Source organism: Serratia sp. CY44782 (assembly GCF_052168715.1).
GTDB classification, from domain to species: domain Bacteria; phylum Pseudomonadota; class Gammaproteobacteria; order Enterobacterales; family Enterobacteriaceae; genus Serratia; species Serratia nevei.
The window spans coordinates 110,779-129,302 of record NZ_JBJNME010000002.1; the positions used below are offsets into that span (position 1 = coordinate 110,779).

16 protein-coding genes are annotated in these 18,524 nt (G+C 60.9%); 1 reads left to right on the forward strand and 15 read right to left on the reverse strand.

What is annotated here, in order from left to right; genetic code table 11:
• From ACJ8HT_RS04045 to mraZ, 12 genes are all read right to left on the reverse strand, one after another.
• A complete protein-coding gene (locus ACJ8HT_RS04045; protein WP_197652732.1) occupies positions 1-921 on the reverse strand; it encodes a D-alanine--D-alanine ligase in 921 nt (306 codons plus the stop codon).
• The gene (gene murC / locus ACJ8HT_RS04050) at positions 914-2,389 is read right to left on the reverse strand and encodes a UDP-N-acetylmuramate--L-alanine ligase (protein WP_025301571.1); all 1,476 of its coding nucleotides are present in this window, start codon (positions 2,387-2,389) and stop codon (positions 914-916) included. Before murC ends, ACJ8HT_RS04045 begins: the two co-directional genes overlap by 8 nt.
• An 84-nt stretch (positions 2,390-2,473) precedes the next feature.
• On the reverse strand, positions 2,474-3,538 hold the full coding sequence (murG, locus tag ACJ8HT_RS04055) for an undecaprenyldiphospho-muramoylpentapeptide beta-N-acetylglucosaminyltransferase (RefSeq protein WP_197652733.1): 1,065 nt from the start codon (positions 3,536-3,538) through the stop codon (positions 2,474-2,476).
• A gap of 3 nt (positions 3,539-3,541) precedes the next feature.
• A complete protein-coding gene (gene ftsW / locus ACJ8HT_RS04060; protein WP_038873480.1) occupies positions 3,542-4,744 on the reverse strand; it encodes a cell division protein FtsW in 1,203 nt (400 codons plus the stop codon).
• Positions 4,741-6,060, reverse strand: coding sequence for a UDP-N-acetylmuramoyl-L-alanine--D-glutamate ligase (gene murD / locus ACJ8HT_RS04065; RefSeq protein ID WP_100396049.1), 1,320 nt, complete (start codon positions 6,058-6,060; stop codon positions 4,741-4,743). The genes ftsW and murD overlap by 4 nt, the downstream gene beginning before the upstream one ends.
• A 2-nt stretch (positions 6,061-6,062) precedes the next feature.
• Positions 6,063-7,145 carry a phospho-N-acetylmuramoyl-pentapeptide-transferase gene (mraY, locus tag ACJ8HT_RS04070; protein WP_004932782.1) on the reverse strand — a complete coding sequence of 361 codons (1,083 nt, stop codon included), beginning with the start codon at positions 7,143-7,145 and terminating at the stop codon, positions 6,063-6,065.
• A complete protein-coding gene (gene murF / locus ACJ8HT_RS04075) occupies positions 7,139-8,500 on the reverse strand; it encodes a UDP-N-acetylmuramoyl-tripeptide--D-alanyl-D-alanine ligase (protein ID WP_194572784.1) in 1,362 nt (453 codons plus the stop codon). Before murF ends, mraY begins: the two co-directional genes overlap by 7 nt.
• Positions 8,497-9,984, reverse strand: coding sequence for a UDP-N-acetylmuramoyl-L-alanyl-D-glutamate--2,6-diaminopimelate ligase (gene murE, locus ACJ8HT_RS04080; protein ID WP_060440775.1), 1,488 nt, complete (start codon positions 9,982-9,984; stop codon positions 8,497-8,499). Before murE ends, murF begins: the two co-directional genes overlap by 4 nt.
• Positions 9,971-11,734 carry a peptidoglycan glycosyltransferase FtsI gene (locus tag ACJ8HT_RS04085; protein WP_004932790.1) on the reverse strand — a complete coding sequence of 588 codons (1,764 nt, stop codon included), beginning with the start codon at positions 11,732-11,734 and terminating at the stop codon, positions 9,971-9,973. The genes murE and ACJ8HT_RS04085 overlap by 14 nt, the downstream gene beginning before the upstream one ends.
• A gap of 42 nt (positions 11,735-11,776) precedes the next feature.
• The gene (ftsL, locus tag ACJ8HT_RS04090; RefSeq protein WP_033651674.1) at positions 11,777-12,097 is read right to left on the reverse strand and encodes a cell division protein FtsL; all 321 of its coding nucleotides are present in this window, start codon (positions 12,095-12,097) and stop codon (positions 11,777-11,779) included.
• On the reverse strand, positions 12,094-13,035 hold the full coding sequence (gene rsmH / locus ACJ8HT_RS04095) for a 16S rRNA (cytosine(1402)-N(4))-methyltransferase RsmH (protein ID WP_194572782.1): 942 nt from the start codon (positions 13,033-13,035) through the stop codon (positions 12,094-12,096). The genes ftsL and rsmH overlap by 4 nt, the downstream gene beginning before the upstream one ends.
• A gap of 2 nt (positions 13,036-13,037) precedes the next feature.
• A complete protein-coding gene (mraZ, locus tag ACJ8HT_RS04100) occupies positions 13,038-13,496 on the reverse strand; it encodes a division/cell wall cluster transcriptional repressor MraZ (RefSeq protein WP_004932796.1) in 459 nt (152 codons plus the stop codon).
• A gap of 863 nt (positions 13,497-14,359) precedes the next feature.
• Here mraZ and ACJ8HT_RS04105 point away from each other — a divergent pair.
• Positions 14,360-14,800 carry an L-alanine exporter AlaE gene (locus ACJ8HT_RS04105; RefSeq protein ID WP_043148147.1) on the forward strand — a complete coding sequence of 147 codons (441 nt, stop codon included), beginning with the start codon at positions 14,360-14,362 and terminating at the stop codon, positions 14,798-14,800.
• Positions 14,801-14,837: 37 nt separating this feature from the next.
• Here ACJ8HT_RS04105 and cra read toward each other — a convergent pair whose 3' ends face one another.
• From cra to ilvI, 3 genes are all read right to left on the reverse strand, one after another.
• Positions 14,838-15,842 carry a catabolite repressor/activator gene (gene cra / locus ACJ8HT_RS04110; RefSeq protein ID WP_004932801.1) on the reverse strand — a complete coding sequence of 335 codons (1,005 nt, stop codon included), beginning with the start codon at positions 15,840-15,842 and terminating at the stop codon, positions 14,838-14,840.
• A gap of 218 nt (positions 15,843-16,060) precedes the next feature.
• Entirely contained in the window at positions 16,061-16,552 is a 492-nt protein-coding gene (gene ilvN, locus ACJ8HT_RS04115; RefSeq protein WP_004932806.1) for an acetolactate synthase small subunit, read from the reverse strand.
• A 2-nt stretch (positions 16,553-16,554) separates the two neighbouring features.
• The gene (gene ilvI / locus ACJ8HT_RS04120; protein WP_194572781.1) at positions 16,555-18,273 is read right to left on the reverse strand and encodes an acetolactate synthase 3 large subunit; all 1,719 of its coding nucleotides are present in this window, start codon (positions 18,271-18,273) and stop codon (positions 16,555-16,557) included.
• Positions 18,274-18,524 lie beyond the last annotated feature (251 nt).

Genomic DNA, 18,524 nt, shown 5'->3' on the forward strand with positions numbered 1-18,524 from the left:
TCAGTCGGCCAACTCCAAAATTCTCGCCACCAACTGCGAGAAGCTTAATCCAAACTGGCGCGCCGCCATCGGCACCAGGCTATGACTGGTCATGCCCGGAGAGGTGTTCACCTCAAGCAGATAGAAGCTGCCATCGCTGTCTTGCATCACGTCGACGCGGCCCCAGCCGCTGCAGTCCAGGCCGCGATAGGCGCGCAGCGCCAACGCCGCCATCTCGGCTTCCTGCTCGGCGCTCAAACCGCTCGGGCAGAAGTACTGCGTGTCGTCCGAAATGTACTTGGCCTGGTAGTCGTAAAACACGCCGGCCGGCTGGATGCGGATCGACGGCAGAACCTGGTCGCCCAGCATCGCCACGGTATATTCCGGGCCGCTCAGCCACTTCTCCACCAATACGTCGTCGTCATGGCGGAAGGCCTCTTCCAACGCGGCTTCCAGCGCGGCGCTTTCGGTGACCTTGCTCATGCCGACGCTGGAGCCTTCACGGCTCGGCTTGACGATCAGCGGCAGGCCGAGATCCGCCACGCGCGCCAGCAACGCCGCTTTTTCGTCGCCGAGGTACAGCTGGCGATTCAGCGCCACGTAAGGCGCCACCGGCAAGCCCATCGACTGCCACACCATCTTGGTGCGCCATTTGTCCATGGTCAGCGCCGAGGCCATCACGCCGCTGCCGGTATAAGGCAGTTCGAGGAACTCCAGCAGCCCCTGCAAGGTGCCGTCCTCGCCGCCGCGGCCATGCAGCGCGATAAACACTTTGGTGAACCCCTGTTCTTTCAGCTGGGTCACCGGGAAATCGCGGGTATCGACGCCGTGCGCATCGATACCGGCTTCGCGCAACCCGGCCAGCACCGCGGCGCCGGATTGCAGGGAGACTTCACGTTCAGCGGAGGTGCCGCCCAGCAGAACTGCAACTTTATCAGCCATGGTGCTCCTCCTCTTTCTTCGGCGGCTGCAGCTTCAGCTCGGCCAGTTTACGGGCGATTTTGCCCACGTTGCCGGCGCCTTGCACCAGCACCAAGTCTTCATCCTGCAGCAGCTGCGCCAGGGTTTCCGGCACGGTATCGGCATCGGAAACCAGGATCGGATCCAGCTTGCCGCGGCTGCGGATGGTGCGGCACAGCGAACGGCTGTCCGCGCCCGGGATCGGCGCTTCGCCAGCGGCGTACACGTCGAGCATCAGCAGCACATCCACCTGCGACAGCACGTTGGCGAAATCGTCGTACAGATCGCGGGTGCGCGTATAACGGTGCGGCTGGAAGATCATCACCAAACGCTTGTCTGGCCAGCCGGCGCGCGCCGCTTTCAGCGTGGCGTCCACCTCGGTCGGATGGTGGCCGTAGTCGTCCACCAGCATCGCGCTGCCCGCTTTGCCGTTGACCGGCTCCAGCGGGAACTCGCCGAGGAAATCGAAGCGACGCCCGGTGCCCTGGAAGCCCGCCAGCGCGCGCAGGATATCTTCGTCGTCGATGCCTTCTTCGGTTGCCACCGCCACCGCCGCCGCCGCGTTCAACGCATTGTGGCGGCCCGGCGCGTTCAGCGTCACCGTCAGCAACGGTTTGTCCTGACGGCTCAGGGTAAAGTGCCCCTGCGGCCCAATCTGCCGGTAGTCTTCGATGCGCACATCGGCATCTTCACTGAAGCCATAGGTGGTGATGTGGCGACCCACGCGCGGCAACAGCTCGCGCACGACCGGATCGTCGATGCACATCACCGCACGGCCGTAGAACGGCAGGTTGTGCAAGAAATTGATAAACGTCTGCTTCAGGTTCTCGAAGTCACCCTGGTACGTGTCCATGTGGTCGGCTTCGATGTTGGTGACCACGGCCACCATCGGCTGCAGATGCAGGAACGACGCATCGCTCTCATCCGCTTCCGCGATCAGATAACGGCTGGACCCCAGTCGCGCGTGGGTGCCCGCCGCCTTCACCAGCCCGCCGTTGACGAAGGTCGGGTCCAGGCGGGCTTCGGCGTAAATGCTCGAAACCATCGCCGTGGTGGTGGTTTTGCCGTGCGTGCCGGCGATAGCGATGCCGTGGCGAAAACGCATCAGCTCCGCCAGCATCTCTGCGCGGCGGATCACCGGGATGCGCGCTTCACGAGCGGCGACGATCTCCGGGTTGTCGGCGGAGATGGCGGTAGACACCACCACCACGCTCGCATCCAGCACGTTTTCCGGACGGTGATTGAAGTAAATCGTCGCCCCGAGCGCGCTCAACTGTTGGGTGACCGGATTCGGCGCCAGGTCGGAGCCGCTGATCTGATACCCTTCGTTTGCCAACACTTCGGCGATACCCCCCATGCCGGCACCACCGATGCCGACAAAGTGAATGTGCCGGACGCGACGCATCTCGGGCACGATAGTACGTAGTTTCGCCAGTTGTTGTGTATTCATCACTCTCTCTAATCCGGATCCGGTACCCCGGCCCTACATCACATTGCTTTTATTCAGGTTCGGCGCACCGAACCCCTGCACTCGTTACTTGGCGAGCCGCACCAGCTCCGCCGCCACGCGCTCGGTGGCGTCCGGAATGGCGACCGCGCGCGCTTTCTCGGCCATGGCCAGCAGCGTCTTGCGATCCCAGCTCGCCAGCAGTTCAGCCACCACATCGGCGTTGAACTGCGGCTGTTCGATAATCTTCGCCGCGCCGGCTTCTTCCAGCGGACGCGCGTTCCAGTACTGCTGACGGTCCTTGTGCATGAACGGCACGAAGATCGCCGGCAGCCCCGCTGCCGCGATTTCGCTGACGGTCAACGCGCCGGAGCGGCAGACCACCACGTCGGCCCAGGCGTAGGCAGCGGCCATGTCGTCGATGAACTCGGTCACCTTGTGCTGCGTCTGCCCTACCTTTTCGTAGTCGCGTAGCACCGTTTCCAGCGCGCCCTTGCCAACCTGATGCCAGAGCGTAATTCTATCGCCCAAACGCGCCGCGACTTCAGGAACTGTCTGATTCAGCACGCGCGCGCCCTGACTTCCGCCAATCACCAGCACGCGGATCGGGCCTTCGCGCCCCTGCAACCGCTCCGCCGGCAACGGCAGCGCCAACACGTCGGTACGTACCGGGTTGCCCACCACCTCGGCGTTCGGGAATGCGCCGGGGAAGGCCTGCATCACTTTGGCGGCGATGCGCGCCAGCCAGCGGTTGGTCAAGCCGGCAATGCCGTTCTGCTCGTGCAGCACCACCGGGATGCCGCACTGCCAGGCCGCCAGGCCGCCGGGGCCGGACACGTAACCGCCCATCCCCAGCACCACGTCCGGCTGATAGCTGCGCATGATGGCTTTCGCCTGGCGCACCGCCTGCCAGATCCGCAGCGGCGCAGTCAGCTGGGCCTTCAGGCCTTTGCCGCGCAGGCCGGAGATGCGGATAAAATCAATCTCGATCCCGTGCTTCGGCACCAGATCGGCTTCCATTCGGTCTGCGGTTCCGAGCCAGCGCACCTGCCAGCCCTGCGCCATCAGATGATGCGCGACCGCCAGCCCCGGGAACACGTGCCCGCCGGTACCGCCTGCCATCACCATTAAACGCTTAGGTTTCCCGCTCATCCCTTACCTCTTCACAAACGCCTGAGCCTTGGTCAGGCGCGTTTCATAATCAATTCGCAGCAACAACACGATGGCCGTCGACATAATCAGCAAGCTCGAACCGCCGTAACTGATCAGCGGCAGCGTCAGACCTTTGGTCGGCAGCATGCCCGCGGCGGCGCCGACGTTAACCAGCGCCTGGAAGCTGAACCATACGCCGATCGCGCAGGCCAGGAAGCCGGAGAAGCGTTGGTCGATCTCCAGCGCGCGGCGCCCGATGGACATCGCGCGAAAAGCGACGAAGAATACCATTAACAGGGCTAAAACCACACCGATATAGCCCAGTTCTTCACCCAAAATGGAGAAGATGAAGTCGGTGTGCGCCTCCGGCAAATACTCCAGTTTCTGCACCGAGTTGCCGAGCCCCTGCCCCCAGAACTCGCCGCGGCCGAACGCCATCAGCGACTGGGTCAGCTGGTAGCCGCTGCCGAACGGATCGGCCCACGGGTTCCAGAACGAAGTCACGCGGCGCATACGGTACGGTTCCGCGATGATCAGCAGCACCACGGCGAACACGCCGGAGCCGATGATCGCCAGGAACTGCCACATTTTCGCGCCGGCCAGGAACAGCATCGCCAGCGTGGTGATGAACAGCACCACCACGGTACCGAGGTCCGGCTGCGCCAGCAGCAGCACCGCCAGCACCACCATCACGCCCATCGGCTTGCAGAAGCCCCAGAAGTTGCTACGTACCTCTTCCACCTTGCGCACCAGATAGCTCGCCAGGTAGCAGAACAGCGACAGCTTGGACAGCTCCGCCGGCTGAATACGCAGCGGGCCGAGCGCGATCCAGCGCGAGGCCCCGTTCACCGAACTCCCCACCACCAGCACGATCAGCAGCATCACGATCGACATCAGCAACATCACGTTGCTGTAGCGCTGCCAAATCTCCATCGGGACGCGCAGCGTCACCAGCGACAGGCCGAACGCCAGGCCGAGGTACAGCGCGTCGCGTTTGGCGAACAGGAACGGATCGTCCGCCAGGCGTTGGCCGATCGGCATCGACGCCGAGGTCACCATCACGAAGCCGATAATCGCCAGCCCGAAGGTCAGCCACAGCAGGGTGCGATCGTACAGCACCATGTTGACCGCGTCGTTGTCGCGCGCGCCGGTCACCCAGTCTTTCAGTCGTTCTGTCAGCCCGAAGTTCGGCAAGCGTAGTTTCATCCGCCAAGCTCCTGCGCCAGGCGGGCGAACTCATCGCCGCGCACTTCAAAATTACGGAACTGATCGAGGCTGGCACAGGCCGGCGACAGCAATACCATGTCGCCGGCCTGTACGCGGCCGGCGATGGTGCGCATCGCCTGCTCCATGGTCTCAGTCAACGTCGCCACTTCCGGCCGCAGCTGTGCCAGCTGGGCGCCGTCGCGGCCAAAGCAGTACAGACGCACGTTGTCGCCCTGCAGGTAGCGCGCCAGCGGCGAGAAATCGGCGGACTTGCCGTCGCCGCCCAGCAGTAGATGCAGCGTGCCGTCTACCTGCAGGCCGTTCAGCGCCGCTTCGGTGCTGCCGACGTTGGTGGCTTTGGAATCGTTGATCCAACGCACGCCGTTGTTCTCCCAGGCCAGCTGGAAGCGGTGCGCCAGGCCGGTGAAGGTGGTCAGCGCCTTCAGGCTGGACGCGCGCGGGATATTGACCGCATCCGCCAACGCCAACGCCGCCAGGGCGTTGGTGTAGTTGTGGCGGCCGGTCAGTTTCATCTCGCGCGTATTCAGCACTTTCTCACCGCGCACCCGCAGCCAGGTTTCCCCCTGCTGACGGTTCAGGTGATAGTCGCCCACGTCGGCGCCGAAGCTGACGCAGCGCTCGTCGGCGCCGCGCACCGGCATGGTCAGTGCATCGTCTGCGTTCACCACGCACACGGCGGCGTTTTCATACACGCGCAGCTTGGCGCCGCGATACTGCTGCAGGCCGAACGGATAACGATCCATATGATCTTCGGTCACGTTCAGGATGGTCGCCGCCGCCGCCCGCAGGCTATACGTCGTTTCCAGCTGGAAGCTGGACAGCTCCAGCACGTAAAGCTGGCATTCCTGACGCAGCAGGCTCAGCGCCGGCAGGCCGATATTGCCGCCCACGCCCACCGCCCAACCGGCAGCTTTCGCCATCTCGCCCACCAGGGTGGTGACGGTGCTTTTGCCGTTGGAGCCGGTGATCGCCACGATCGGCGCCTGCGCTTCACGGCAGAACAGTTCGACGTCGCCGACGATTTCCACGCCGGCGTCCGCCGCGGCGCTCAATGCCGGGGTCGCCAGCGCGACGCCCGGGCTGGCAACGATCAGATCCGCCGCCAGCAGCCAGTCCTGATTCAGATCGCCCAGATGGCGCTCCACGCTTTCAGGCAGTTTGTCCAACCCTGGCGGCGCGATACGGGTATCCATCACGCGCGGCGTCACGCCGCGCGCCATGAAGAAATCGACGCAGGACAGGCCGGTGAGGCCCAACCCGATGATGACGACTTTTCTACCCTGATAGTCTGCCATGATTAACGCACCTTCAGCGTTGCCAGGCCAATCAGCACCAGCATCAGCGAAATGATCCAGAAGCGCACGATAACGCGCGGCTCCGGCCAGCCTTTCAATTCATAGTGGTGGTGAATCGGCGCCATGCGGAAAATGCGTTGCCCGCGCAGCTTGAACGATCCCACCTGCAGGATCACCGACAGCGTCTCTACCACGAATACGCCGCCCATGATCACCAACAAGAACTCCTGACGCAGCAGCACCGCGATGGTACCCAGCGCGCCGCCCAGCGCCAACGAACCGACGTCGCCCATAAACACCTGGGCCGGGTAAGTGTTGAACCACAGGAACCCGAGGCCGGCGCCGACGATGGCGGTACACACGATCACCAACTCACCGGCATGACGCAGATACGGAATATGCAGGTAGTTGGCGAAGTTCATGTTACCGGTCGCCCAGGCCACCAGCGCGAAGCCGGCCGCCACGAATACCGTCGGCATGATAGCTAGGCCGTCCAGGCCGTCGGTCAGGTTGACCGCGTTGCTGGTGCCGACGATCACGAAATAGGCCAGCAGGATGTACAGCAGGCCCAGCTGCGGCATCACGTCCTTAAAGAACGGCACAACCAGCTCGGTGGCTGGCGTATCTTTTCCTACGGCGTACATGGCGAATGCGACAATCAGCGCAATCACCGACTGCCAGAAATACTTCCAACGGGCGATCAGCCCTTTGGTATCCTTACGAACCACCTTGCGGTAGTCGTCGACGAAGCCGACGATGCCGTAACCCACCAGCACGAACAGCACGCACCAGACATACGGGTTGGACGGGTAAGCCCACATCAGCACCGAAATGGTGATGGATGTCAGGATCATGATGCCGCCCATGGTCGGCGTGCCGCGCTTGCTGAAGTGCGACTCGGGGCCGTCGTTACGCACCACCTGGCCGAAGGACATTTCTTGCAGGCGCTTGATCACCCGCGGGCCCATCCACAGCGACAGGAACAGTGCGGTCAGCAGGCTGACAATGGCTCGGAACGTCAGATAAGAAAAGACGTTGAAGCCTGAGTAATACTTGACCAAATGCTCGGCCAGCCAAACTAACATGGTGCTTTCTCCTGTAACGCGCGTACTACCTGCTCCATTGCGGCACTACGTGAACCTTTGATTAACACGGTAATGACCGCATGTTCCGACAGTAATTCCGCCACGCGCGCGATCACTGCTGTCTTGTCTTGATAATGTTCGCCGTTGCCGGACGCTTCGCTCAGCACGCGGCTCAAACCACCGACGCTGATCACCTTGTCGACGCCGGCCAGACGGGCGGCTTCGCCCACCTGACGGTGGCACTCTTCCGCTTCCGCGCCCAGCTCGGCCATATCGCCGACCACCATCACGCGGTAGCCCGGCATCTCTGCCAGCACCTGCGCCGCCGCGGTCATCGACCCGACGTTGGCGTTATAGCTGTCGTCCAGCAGCAGCTTGCCTTCGGCCAGCGCCACCGGGAACAGACGCCCCGGCACCGCCTGCAGCTGTTTCAGCCCCTGACGCACCGCTTCGAGGGTGGCGCCCAACGACATCGCCAGCGCCGTCGCCGCCAGCGCGTTGGCCACGTTGTGGCGCCCCGGCAGCGGCAGCGCGATCTCGGCGGTGCCGAACGGGCTGTGCAGCGTGAACTGCGTGCCTGCGCCGTTCACCCGCACGTTATCCGCGAAGAAGTCCACGCCTTCGGCAGCCTGCGGCGAGAAGCGCCAGACGGTTTTGCCGCCCAGCATGCTCTGCCAGTGCGGCCAGTCGTTGTTATCGGCGTTGATGATCGCCACGCCGTCGGCCGGCAGGCCGGTAAAGATTTCACCTTTCGCCTGGGCGACGCCGGCCAGCGAGCCGAAGCCTTCCAGGTGCGCCGCCGCCAGGTTGTTCACCAAAGCGGTCTGCGGACGCGTCAATGCGGTGGTGTAAGCGATTTCGCCAATATGGTTAGCGCCCAGCTCTATCACGGCAAAATCATGCTGCGGCTCCAGACGTAACAGCGTCAGCGGCACGCCGATGTCGTTATTGAAGTTGCCGGCGGTATACAGCACTTCGCCGCATTCGCGCAGAATGGCGGCGGTCATTTCTTTCACCGATGTCTTGCCCGAGGAACCGGTCAGCGCCACCACGCGCGCCGGCACCTGCTGACGCACCCAGGCGCCAAGCTGCCCCAGCGCCAGACGGGTGTCTTGCACCACCAGCTGCGGCACGTCCACCAATAAGCGCTTACTGACCAGCAGCGCCCCGGCACCTGCGGCTACGGCATCCGCCGCAAAGTCGTGAGCGTCGAAACGCTCACCTTTCAGCGCCACAAACAGGCAACCGGCGGTCACCTTGCGGGTGTCTGTCGTCACCTCGACAATTTGGCAATCGGCGCCGATCAGTTCAGCGCTCAATACCTCAGCCAGTGTCTGAAGAGAGACAGGGATCATGCCAGCACCCCCAGCAGTCGGGCGACCGTCGTGCGGTCGGAGTAATCCAGGCGGCGGTTGCCCACCAGCTGATAATCTTCGTGGCCTTTGCCTGCCACCAACACCACATCCTGTTCCTGCGCCTGCATGATGGCGCTGGTCACCGCTTCGGCGCGGCCGTGGATCACCAGCGCCTGTCCGGCGTCCAGCAATCCGGTCAGGATGTCGTTGATAATCGCGCGCGGCTCTTCGGTACGCGGGTTGTCATCGGTGATCACCACGCGATCGGCGAACTGCTCGGCGATGCCGCCCATCAGCGGACGCTTGCCCTTGTCGCGATCGCCGCCGCAGCCGAACACGCACCACAGCTGCCCCTGGCAGTGCAGGCGCGCGGCTTCCAACGCTTTCTCCAGCGCATCCGGCGTGTGGGCGTAATCCACCACTACCGTCGGTTTGCCCGGCGCGTTAAACACTTCCATGCGGCCGCAGACCGGCTGCAGGCGGCTGCCGGTTTCCACCAGCGCCTCCAGCGGATAACCCAGCGACAGCAGCGTCGCCAAGGCCAACAGCAGGTTGCTGACGTTGAATGCGCCCATCAGGCGGCTTTCGATCTCGCCATCGCCCCAGCTGGAGCTGAAACGAACGGTGGCGCCGTTGTCGTGATAATCGACCGCCGTGGTTTTCAGCCAGCGGCCGTGGCCGCCCGGCTGCAGGTTGCCCTGCATCGTCACCGCCACCGCATCCGGCAGCTTGCTCAGCCAGCGCAGACCGACTTCATCGTCTGCGTTGATGATTGCCTGCCCCACGCTGTGGGCAGCGAACAGCGACCATTTGGCCGCCTCGTAATTGGCCATGTCACCGTGGTAATCCAGGTGATCGCGGCTCAGGTTGGTGAAGACCGCCGCGGCAAACGGCAGCGCCGCCACCCGGTGTTGCACCAGACCGTGGGAAGAGACTTCCATGGCGGCAAAGGTCGCGCCCTGTTCCGCCAAATCGTTTAATACGTGTTGAACATCCACCGCAGAACCGGTGGTATTCTCGGTCGGGCACACCTGGCCCAGCAGGCCGTTGCCGACGGTGCCCATCACCGCGCTGGTTTCGCCCAGCAGTTGGCTCCACTGCGCCAGCAGTTGGGTGGTGGTGGTTTTGCCGTTGGTGCCGGTCACGCCGACCAGACGCAGACGCTCGCCCGGCTGGTGGTAAAAACGCCCGGCCAGCGCGGAAAGGCGCTGGTTCAGTTGGCTCAGGTAGATCACCGGCACGCCGTGCATTTCAACGATGGCGCCGTCTTCGGCCTGACCGTCAGCTTCGGCGATCACGGCGGCAACGCCCTGCGCGATGGCCTGCGGAATATAGCGGCGTCCATCCGTTTGATGGCCGACAACGGCGACAAACAGATCCCCGGCAGCCGCCACACGGCTGTCTAATGTCATTTCCCGCAGCGCGCGCCCGGGTGCTGTCGGCACCCACGGGGCGAGTAAGTCGCGCAAATTACGATCTGCCACCTGAACCCTCTTTCTTGTTAATCACTAATTCGCTTTTGTCACCGGTAGGCAACGCGTCAGGCTCGACGTTCATGGTGCGCAATACGCCGCCCATGATGGCACCGAACACCGGCGCGGAGATTGCGCCACCATAGTATTTCCCACCCTGCGGGTCGTTGATGACGACCACCAGGGCAAAACGGGGGTTACTTGCCGGCGCGACGCCGGCGGTATAAGCGATGTATCGGTTGACGTATTTGCCGTCCGGGCCCACTTTTTTCGCGGTACCGGTTTTGATGGCGATACGGTATCCCTTGATGGCGGCTTTCACGCCGCCGCCGCCCGGCAAGGCCACGCTTTCCATCATGTGCACCACGGTGCGCACCAGAGGTTCAGGGAAAACGCGTTCGCCGGCGACCGGAGGGTCAACCTTGGTGATCGACAATGGGCGATACACGCCCAGGCTGCCGATCGTTGCATAGACTCGCGCCAACTGTAACGGAGTTACCATCAGCCCGTAGCCGAAAGAGAAGGTGGCCCTCTCTATGTCAGACCACCGTTGTTTTTTTGGGTATATGCCACTGCTTTCTCCGACCAGCCCCAAATTGGTCGCTTTTCCCAGCCCAAAACGAGAGTAAGTATCTACTAACGCTGAGGACGGCATCGCTAACGCCAGCTTTGAAACACCGACGTTACTCGACTTCTGCAAGATCCCGGTCAATGACAGCTCCGAGTACCGCGCCACGTCTTTGATCTCATGGCCCTGAATGCGGTACGGGATGGTGTTCAGCACGCTGTTTTCTCTCACCACGCCGTTTTGCAGCGCGGTCATCACCACCATCGGCTTCACGGTTGAACCGGGTTCAAAAATATCGGTGATAGCACGGTTACGCATGGTCTCTTTCGGCGTACCGGCCATGTTGTTCGGGTTGTAGGACGGGCTGTTGGCCATCGCCAGCACTTCGCCGGTGTTCACGTCGATCAGCACCGCGGTGCCCGACTCGGCCTTGTTGAACGCCACCGCGTTGTTCAGCTCGCGATACACCAGCGCCTGCAGACGTTCATCGACGCTCAGCACCAGGTTGTGCGCGGCCTGGCTATCGACGGAGGAGATATCTTCGATCACCCGGCCGAAGCGGTCCTTACGCACCGTTCTCTCGCCCGGTTGCCCGGTCAGCCAGCGGTCGAAGCTCTTCTCTACGCCTTCGATGCCTTGTCCGTCGATGTTGGTCACGCCGATGATGTGCGACGTCACCTGCCCCGCCGGATAGTAACGGCGCGACTCCTGCCGCAGGTAGATCCCCGGCAGCTTGAGCTTGTGGATGTAGTCGCCGATCGCCGGGTTCACCTGGCGCGCCAGATAAACGAAGCGCCCTTTCGGGTTGGCGTTGATGCGGTTGGAGAGTTGGTCCAGCGGGATGTTCAGCGCATCGGAAAGCGCTTTCCAACGGCTGTCCAGCGTGATGCCGCCGCGCTCGTTCAGCTCTTTCGGATCCGCCCACACCGCATTGACCGGCACGCTGACCGCCAACGGACGGCCGGCGCGATCGCTGATCATGCCGCGCGCGGTCGGCACTTCCTGTACGCGCAGCGAACGCATGTCGCCTTCTTTCACCAGACGATCGGGGTTGATGACCTGCAAATACGCGACGCGCAGCATCAAACCGACCATCGCCAGCAAAATACAGCCGCACAGCAACGCAAAACGCCAGCTGACAAAGCTGGCCTGATCTTCCTGGCGTCTCAACTTACCGGGGCGCGCTGCTTTCATGCGTTTCCTTTCTACTCCGTGTCATTATTCCGGTTAAACCATTCATTGTTTAACGATGATATTTTCCTGCGATGGATCAACGTGTTGCATCTGCAGTTTTTCTGTTGCGATACGTTCAACCCGGCTGTGATCGCCGAGGGCGTTCTCTTCTAAAATCAGGTTGCGCCACTCGATATCCAGCGCATCTCGCTCCAGAACCAGCTGCTCGCGCTCGGCGGTCAGCAGGCGGGTGCGGTGCGCGGTGGTCACCACGAAAATCGCGGAGACCAGTGACGCAATCAGTAAAATCATGGGGATCTTGGCGTTGCGCAGCAGGTCGCCGCCAATGACCCCGACCAAACCGTGACGTTCGTTGCCGATCACGCGGGCATCCTCTCAGCAATACGCAGCACCGAGCTGCGCGCACGCGGGTTGTCCGCCACTTCCGCTTCCGATGGCATCATTTTGCCCAGCGCTTTCAGCGTCCGGCCGCCCATGCTGCGCAGCTGTTCCTCGGTCAACGGAATGCCCGCCGGCACCTGGGCGCCGCGGCTATGGTGACGCATAAAGCGTTTGACGATGCGATCTTCCAGCGAGTGGAAGCTGATGATCGACAAACGGCCCTGTGGGGCCAGCACTTCCAGCGCGCCGTCGAGCGCACGCTCGATCTCTTCCAGCTCGCTGTTGATATAGATGCGAATCGCCTGGAAGCTGCGCGTCGCCGGATGCTTGTGCTTTTCACGGAACGGGCTGGCCTCGGCAATCAGATCCGCCAACTCTTTGGTGCGCGTCATCGGCTCCACGCGGTTTCTTTCCACGATGGCGCGCGCGATGCGCTTGGCGAAACGCTCTTCGCCAAAGGTTTTCAGCACCCAGGCGATGTCGTCCGCTTCGGCCTTCATCAGCCACTCTGCGGCGGACAGGCCGGTGGAAGGATCCATGCGCATGTCCAGCGGCCCGTCGCGCATAAAGGAGAACCCGCGCTCTGCGTCGTCAAGCTGCGGCGAAGAAACGCCCAAATCGAGCAGAACGCCGTCGATCTTGCCTACCAATTCACGTTCCCGCACGTAGTGCGACAACTCGGAGAATGGGCCGTGTACGATGGTAAAACGAGGATCTTCAATAGATTTGGCGGCTGCAATCGCCTGAGGGTCACGGTCAATCGCCAGCAAGCGCCCTTCCGGCCCCAGTTGGGACAGAATCAGACGAGAATGGCCACCGCGACCAAAAGTACCGTCGATATATATGCCGTTGCTGCGGATGTTGAGGCCGTTGACGGCTTCGTCCAGCAGGACGGTGGTGTGTTTATAGTTTTCCAACATGCTTATAGCGACAAGTCCTGTAGCCGCTCAGACAACGGTTCCTGAGTCGACTGTTCAGCGTCAATATCATCCTTGACTTGTTGATACCAGGTCTGTTCATCCCACAGTTCAAACTTGTTGAACTGACCGACCAGCATCACTTCTTTCGTGAGCCCGGCGTGTTGCCGCAGCGTACTGGCTAACAGCAAACGACCGGCACTATCCATCTGACACTCACTGGCATGCCCCAGCAGCAGGCGCTGAACGCGGCGCTCGGCGGGATTCATGCTCGACAGACGTGATAATTTTTGTTCAATAATTTCCCATTCGGGCAAAGGATAAAGCAGCAGGCAGGGCTGATGGAGGTCAATGGTACAGACCATTTGGCCTTGCGATTCCTCGTTGAGCAATTCCCGATATCGGGTAGGTACGGCGAGCCGCCCTTTGCTGTCGAGGTTGACCATCGTCGCTCCACGGAACATTCCTGAGCTACCCCTTAGTGACCGTTTTCACCACTTTACCCCACAAATTCCCACACAATGGAGTTTACGGAGGGTATGAAAACCTTGTCAAGCCAGAGCGCCAGCGCTTTGGCAATATTTCTCTGGTCATTTTGGGAGCTGACTCGCGAAAGAAACTCTGATTATTCGACGATTAAAAATTAACACCATGATAAACGGAGAGAATTTTCTAAGCGGAAAGAATCTGATTAAAAACCTGACGAACTGGCGATTAATTAACTCATTACTTCCTTCTGCAAGCCATGTCTCATTTTTCAGTTCGGCAATCTCAGTGCGGTAACCGCTGGCGAGCCGCGCCCGCCAAGGCTCGGCGTTGGGCGAACCGATCGCGGAATAAGGCCATAACTCCTTGAGTTAATAACGCTCAATCGTTATTCACCGTAAAACCGGGCGCTATTTTACTTCAATTTGCACGGCCGTGATGCGGCCGCGATAAAAATAAATGGTTCGGATATTACGAGCAGAAGTAATTTCGATTTAAATCAATTTGGTAAGATTATTCCCAAAATACCTGTTTACAATTATGGTTTCATTTTCTTACACCTTTATTTCCACAATTTTTGCCGGAAAAAATCCCCACTCGACGCCAAAAATCGCAACCATATGTTTTTAATGAATTTATTTTAAATTACCGATTTTAATCTCTCCCCACTCTCCTCTCCCCCGGTTCTGCGGGACAAAAACCGAACAAATGTCAAAAATAAAAATATAAATCTAGTTAAAAATTACAATGTAGATTAGTACACTATGCGAAAGGCAAAAAACCAGAATTAACACCCAGCAATTAATAATTTAACAGAATTATAACCAAGGGGGGATGATACATGCTTTCGCCCGCCGCTCACTGGCGTAGCGCCGCTGCCGATACGTTCGCACTGGTGGTGTACTGCTTTATCGCCGGCATGGCGATAGAAGTGTTGATCTCCGGCATGAGCTTCCAGCAATCCCTCTCTTCGCGCCTGCTGTCGATCCCGGTCAACATCCTGATCGCCTGGCCTTACGGCCGCTATCGCGATCTGTTTATCCGCACGGCGCGCCGCTGCCCGCGCGGCCAGTTCGTGCTGCGCAACCTCGCCGACCTGCTGGCCTACGTCAGCTTCCAATCGCCGGTTTATGCCGCCATTCTATGGAGCGTGGGCGCCGACGGCCAACAAATGCTGGCGGCGGTCACCAGCAATGCGCTGGTCTCCATGGCGATGGGCGTGGTGTATGGCTATTTCCTGGAATATTGCCGGCGGCTGTTCCGGGTGGCGGGCTACGTCTAAACCCGGAGCCCGACAAGGCGGGCTCTCGTGAAGCAAACTATTTGCGGCTCAGGCTGCCGCGGCGGAACAGATTGCGGCGAATACGCGTCAGTCCCGGCTTGGGTTTTCGCGGTTCGTCCAGGCTCGCCAACACCAGCTCCAGCACGCGCTCGGCCACGTCGCGATGGCGCTGCGCCACCGCAAGCACCGGGCATTCGAGGAAATCCAACAGTTCATGGTCGCCGAAGGTGGCAATTGCCAGATCGGTCGGCAAACGGCCGCGTTGCTTCAGCGTCACGTCCATCACACCCTGCAACAGCGAGAACGAGGTGGTGAACAGCGCCTGCGGCATCGGGTGCGTTTTCAGCCATTCGGCAAACAGCGCGCCGGCGGCTTCACGTTCATAGCTGTTGGCATACAGGTAATCGACGTGGCGAGGATCCTCTTGCCAGGCCTGGCGGAAACCCTGCTCACGCAGGAAGCTCACCGAAAGCTCTGGCAAAGCGCCCAGGTACAGCACCGATTCAGCCGGGAAGGTGCGCAGCTCCTGCGCCAGCGCAAAGGCATCTTCCTGATCGGCCCCGACGACGCTGATGAAATGCTCGCGATCCAGCGCGCGGTCCAGCGCGATGATCGGCAGCGGATCGTTGGCCCAGCGTTGATAGAAAGGATGCTCCGGCGGCAAGGCGGTGGAGACGATGATGGCGTCCACCTGGCGCTGCAGCAGGTGCTCGATACAGCGCATTTCGTTGTCCGGCTGATCTTCGGAACAGGCGATCAGCAATTGGTAACCACGCTGGCGCGCCTGGCGTTCCAGGTAGTTGGCGATGCGGGTATAGCTGGTATTTTCCAGATCCGGGATCACCAGACCGATAGAACGGGTACGCCCGGCGCGCAGCCCCGCCGCGACGGCATTCGGGTGATAGTTATGCTCCCTGACCACGGCCATCACTTTCTCGACGGTTTTATCGCTGACACGATACTGCTTCGCCTTGCCGTTGATGACGTAACTGGCCGTCGTGCGCGAAACGCCCGCGAGACGCGCGATTTCATCCAGTTTCACATTAACCCCTTAATGACGCTGAAAATAGAAGTGAAGGCTGTGCTCGGATTAACCATGACATCCCGTGCGGTTATTCAATCCAGCCTCTGCGATCTAACAGCAGAAAACACTGCCTAGCAACCGCTTTTGCCGAAAGGTGCCAGCAATCGGGCAAAAAATACCGAAAAACAAAGGGCGCAGCCACGCCGCGCCCCCGATTATTCGCCGCCAGACCGCGCTCAGCGCATGATTTTGTCGCCGCGCGACACGCCAACCACGCCGGAACGGGCCACTTCCACGATCTCCGCCACTTCACGCACCGCGCTCAGGAAGGCGTCGAGCTTGTCGCTGGTGCCGGCCAGCTGTACCGTGTACAGCGTCGCCGTCACATCGACGATCTGGCCGCGGAAAATGTCGGCGCAGCGCTTCACCTCTTCACGGCCGTAGCCGCTGGCCTGCAGTTTCACCAGCATGATCTCGCGCTCAACGTGGGCGCCCTGCACCAGCTCGCTGACGCGCAGCACGTCCACCAGCTTGTGCAGCTGTTTCTCAATCTGCTCCAGCACTTTCTCGTCGCCGACGGTCTGGATAGTCATGCGCGACAGCGTCGGATCGTCGGTCGGCGCCACCGTCAGGCTCTCGATGTTGTAACCGCGCTGGGAGAACAGCCCAACCACGCGCGATAAGGCGCCGGATTCGTTTTCCAGTAAGACAGATAAAATACGGCGCATGATCAGGTCCTCTCCGTTTTGCTAAGCCACATTTCGTCCATGCTTCCGCCACGGATCTGCATCGGGTAAACATGTTCGGTTTCATCGACGGTCACATCGACGAACACCAGCCGCTCTTTTTCCGCCAGCGCCTGCGACAGCTTGCTTTCCAGCTCGTCTGGCGTGCGGATGGCGATGCCGACATGGCCGTAAGCTTCGGCCAGCTTGACGAAGTCCGGCAGAGAGTCCATGTAGGACTGCGAGTGGCGGCCGGAATAAATCATGTCCTGCCACTGCTTCACCATGCCCAGATAGCGGTTGTTGAGGTTCACCACCACTACCGGCAGGTTATATTGCAGCGCGGTGGACAGCTCCTGAATATTCATCTGAATGCTGCCGTCGCCGGTCACGCACACCACGGTTTCCTCCGGCAGCGCCAGCTTGACGCCCAATGCCGCCGGCAAACCGAAGCCCATGGTGCCGAGGCCGCCGGAGTTGATCCAACGGCGCGGTTTGTCGAATGGATAATAGAGCGCGGCGAACATCTGGTGCTGGCCCACGTCCGAGGTGACATAGGCGTCGCCTTTGGTCAGGCGATGCAGGGTTTCGATCACCGCCTGCGGTTTGATGGTGCCGCTGTGCTTGTCGTAACCCAGGCAGTCGCGGGCACGCCACTGCTCGATAGACTGCCACCAATCGCGCAGCGCATCGTGATCCTGCGCTTTCTCGTCCTGCGCCAGCAGCTCCAGCATCTGCACCAGCACCTGTTTGGCATCGCCGACGATCGGTATATCGGCATCCACCGTTTTGGAAATCGAGGTCGGATCGATATCGATGTGCAGCACGGTGGCATCCGGGCAGTATTTAGCGAGGTTATTGGTGGTGCGATCGTCGAAACGCACGCCGACGGCGAAGATCACATCGGCATGGTGCATGGTTTTGTTGGCTTCATAGGTGCCGTGCATGCCGAGCATGCCGACGCTCTGGCGATGGGTGCCGGGGAAAGCCCCCAATCCCATCAGGCTGCTGGTCACAGGCAGGTTCAGTTGCTCCGCCAACGCCAACAGTTCGGCTTCACAGCCGGCGTTGATCGCGCCGCCGCCGACGTACATCACCGGCTTTTTGGCCGCCAGAATGGTTTGCAACGCGCGTTTTATCTGTCCGCGGTGGCCCTGCACCGTCGGGTTATAAGAACGCATACTCACGTCCTGCGGGTAGGCATAAGGCATCCGCACCGCCGGGCCGACGATATCTTTCGGCAAATCGATCACCACCGGACCGGGGCGACCGCTGGAAGCCAGGTAGAACGCCTTCTTCAACACTGCCGGGATGTCTTCGGTGCGTTTCACCAGGAAGCTGTGTTTCACCACCGGGCGCGAAATCCCCACCATATCGCACTCCTGGAAGGCGTCGTAGCCGATCAGCGAGCTGGGCACCTGCCCCGACAGCACCACCATCGGGATCGAGTCCATGTAGGCGGTGGCGATGCCGGTAATGGCGTTGGTGGCGCCGGGGCCGGAGGTCACCAGCACCACGCCAACTTCACCGGTGGCGCGCGCGTAGCCGTCGGCCATGTGCACCGCCCCCTGCTCGTGGCGCACCAGAATATGATCGATCCCTCCTACCGTATGCAGGGCGTCGTAGATATCGAGCACCGCCCCGCCGGGGTAGCCGAATACATGCTTAACGCCCTGATCGATCAACGATCGGACGACCATCTCGGCTCCTGACAACATCTCCATGGGTTTGCCTCCAGGCTTGCTTATTCTTCTCTGGCGCCGGAACGTAGCGCCTGCTGCGGGGCAATGCCCCAAAGTTTTTATGGGTTGCCGCTATCGAATTAACATAACGTCAGAATATGGGGCAGGCAAACGGCAAAATGGCTTAACGGTAACGGGGTTATTGCCAAGCGGCTGGAGATCGCGGCTTTATAAAAACAATGCGCTAGCCTCGGGGTTTTCAGGCTAGGCATTGTTTCGAACAGGGGGGAAAT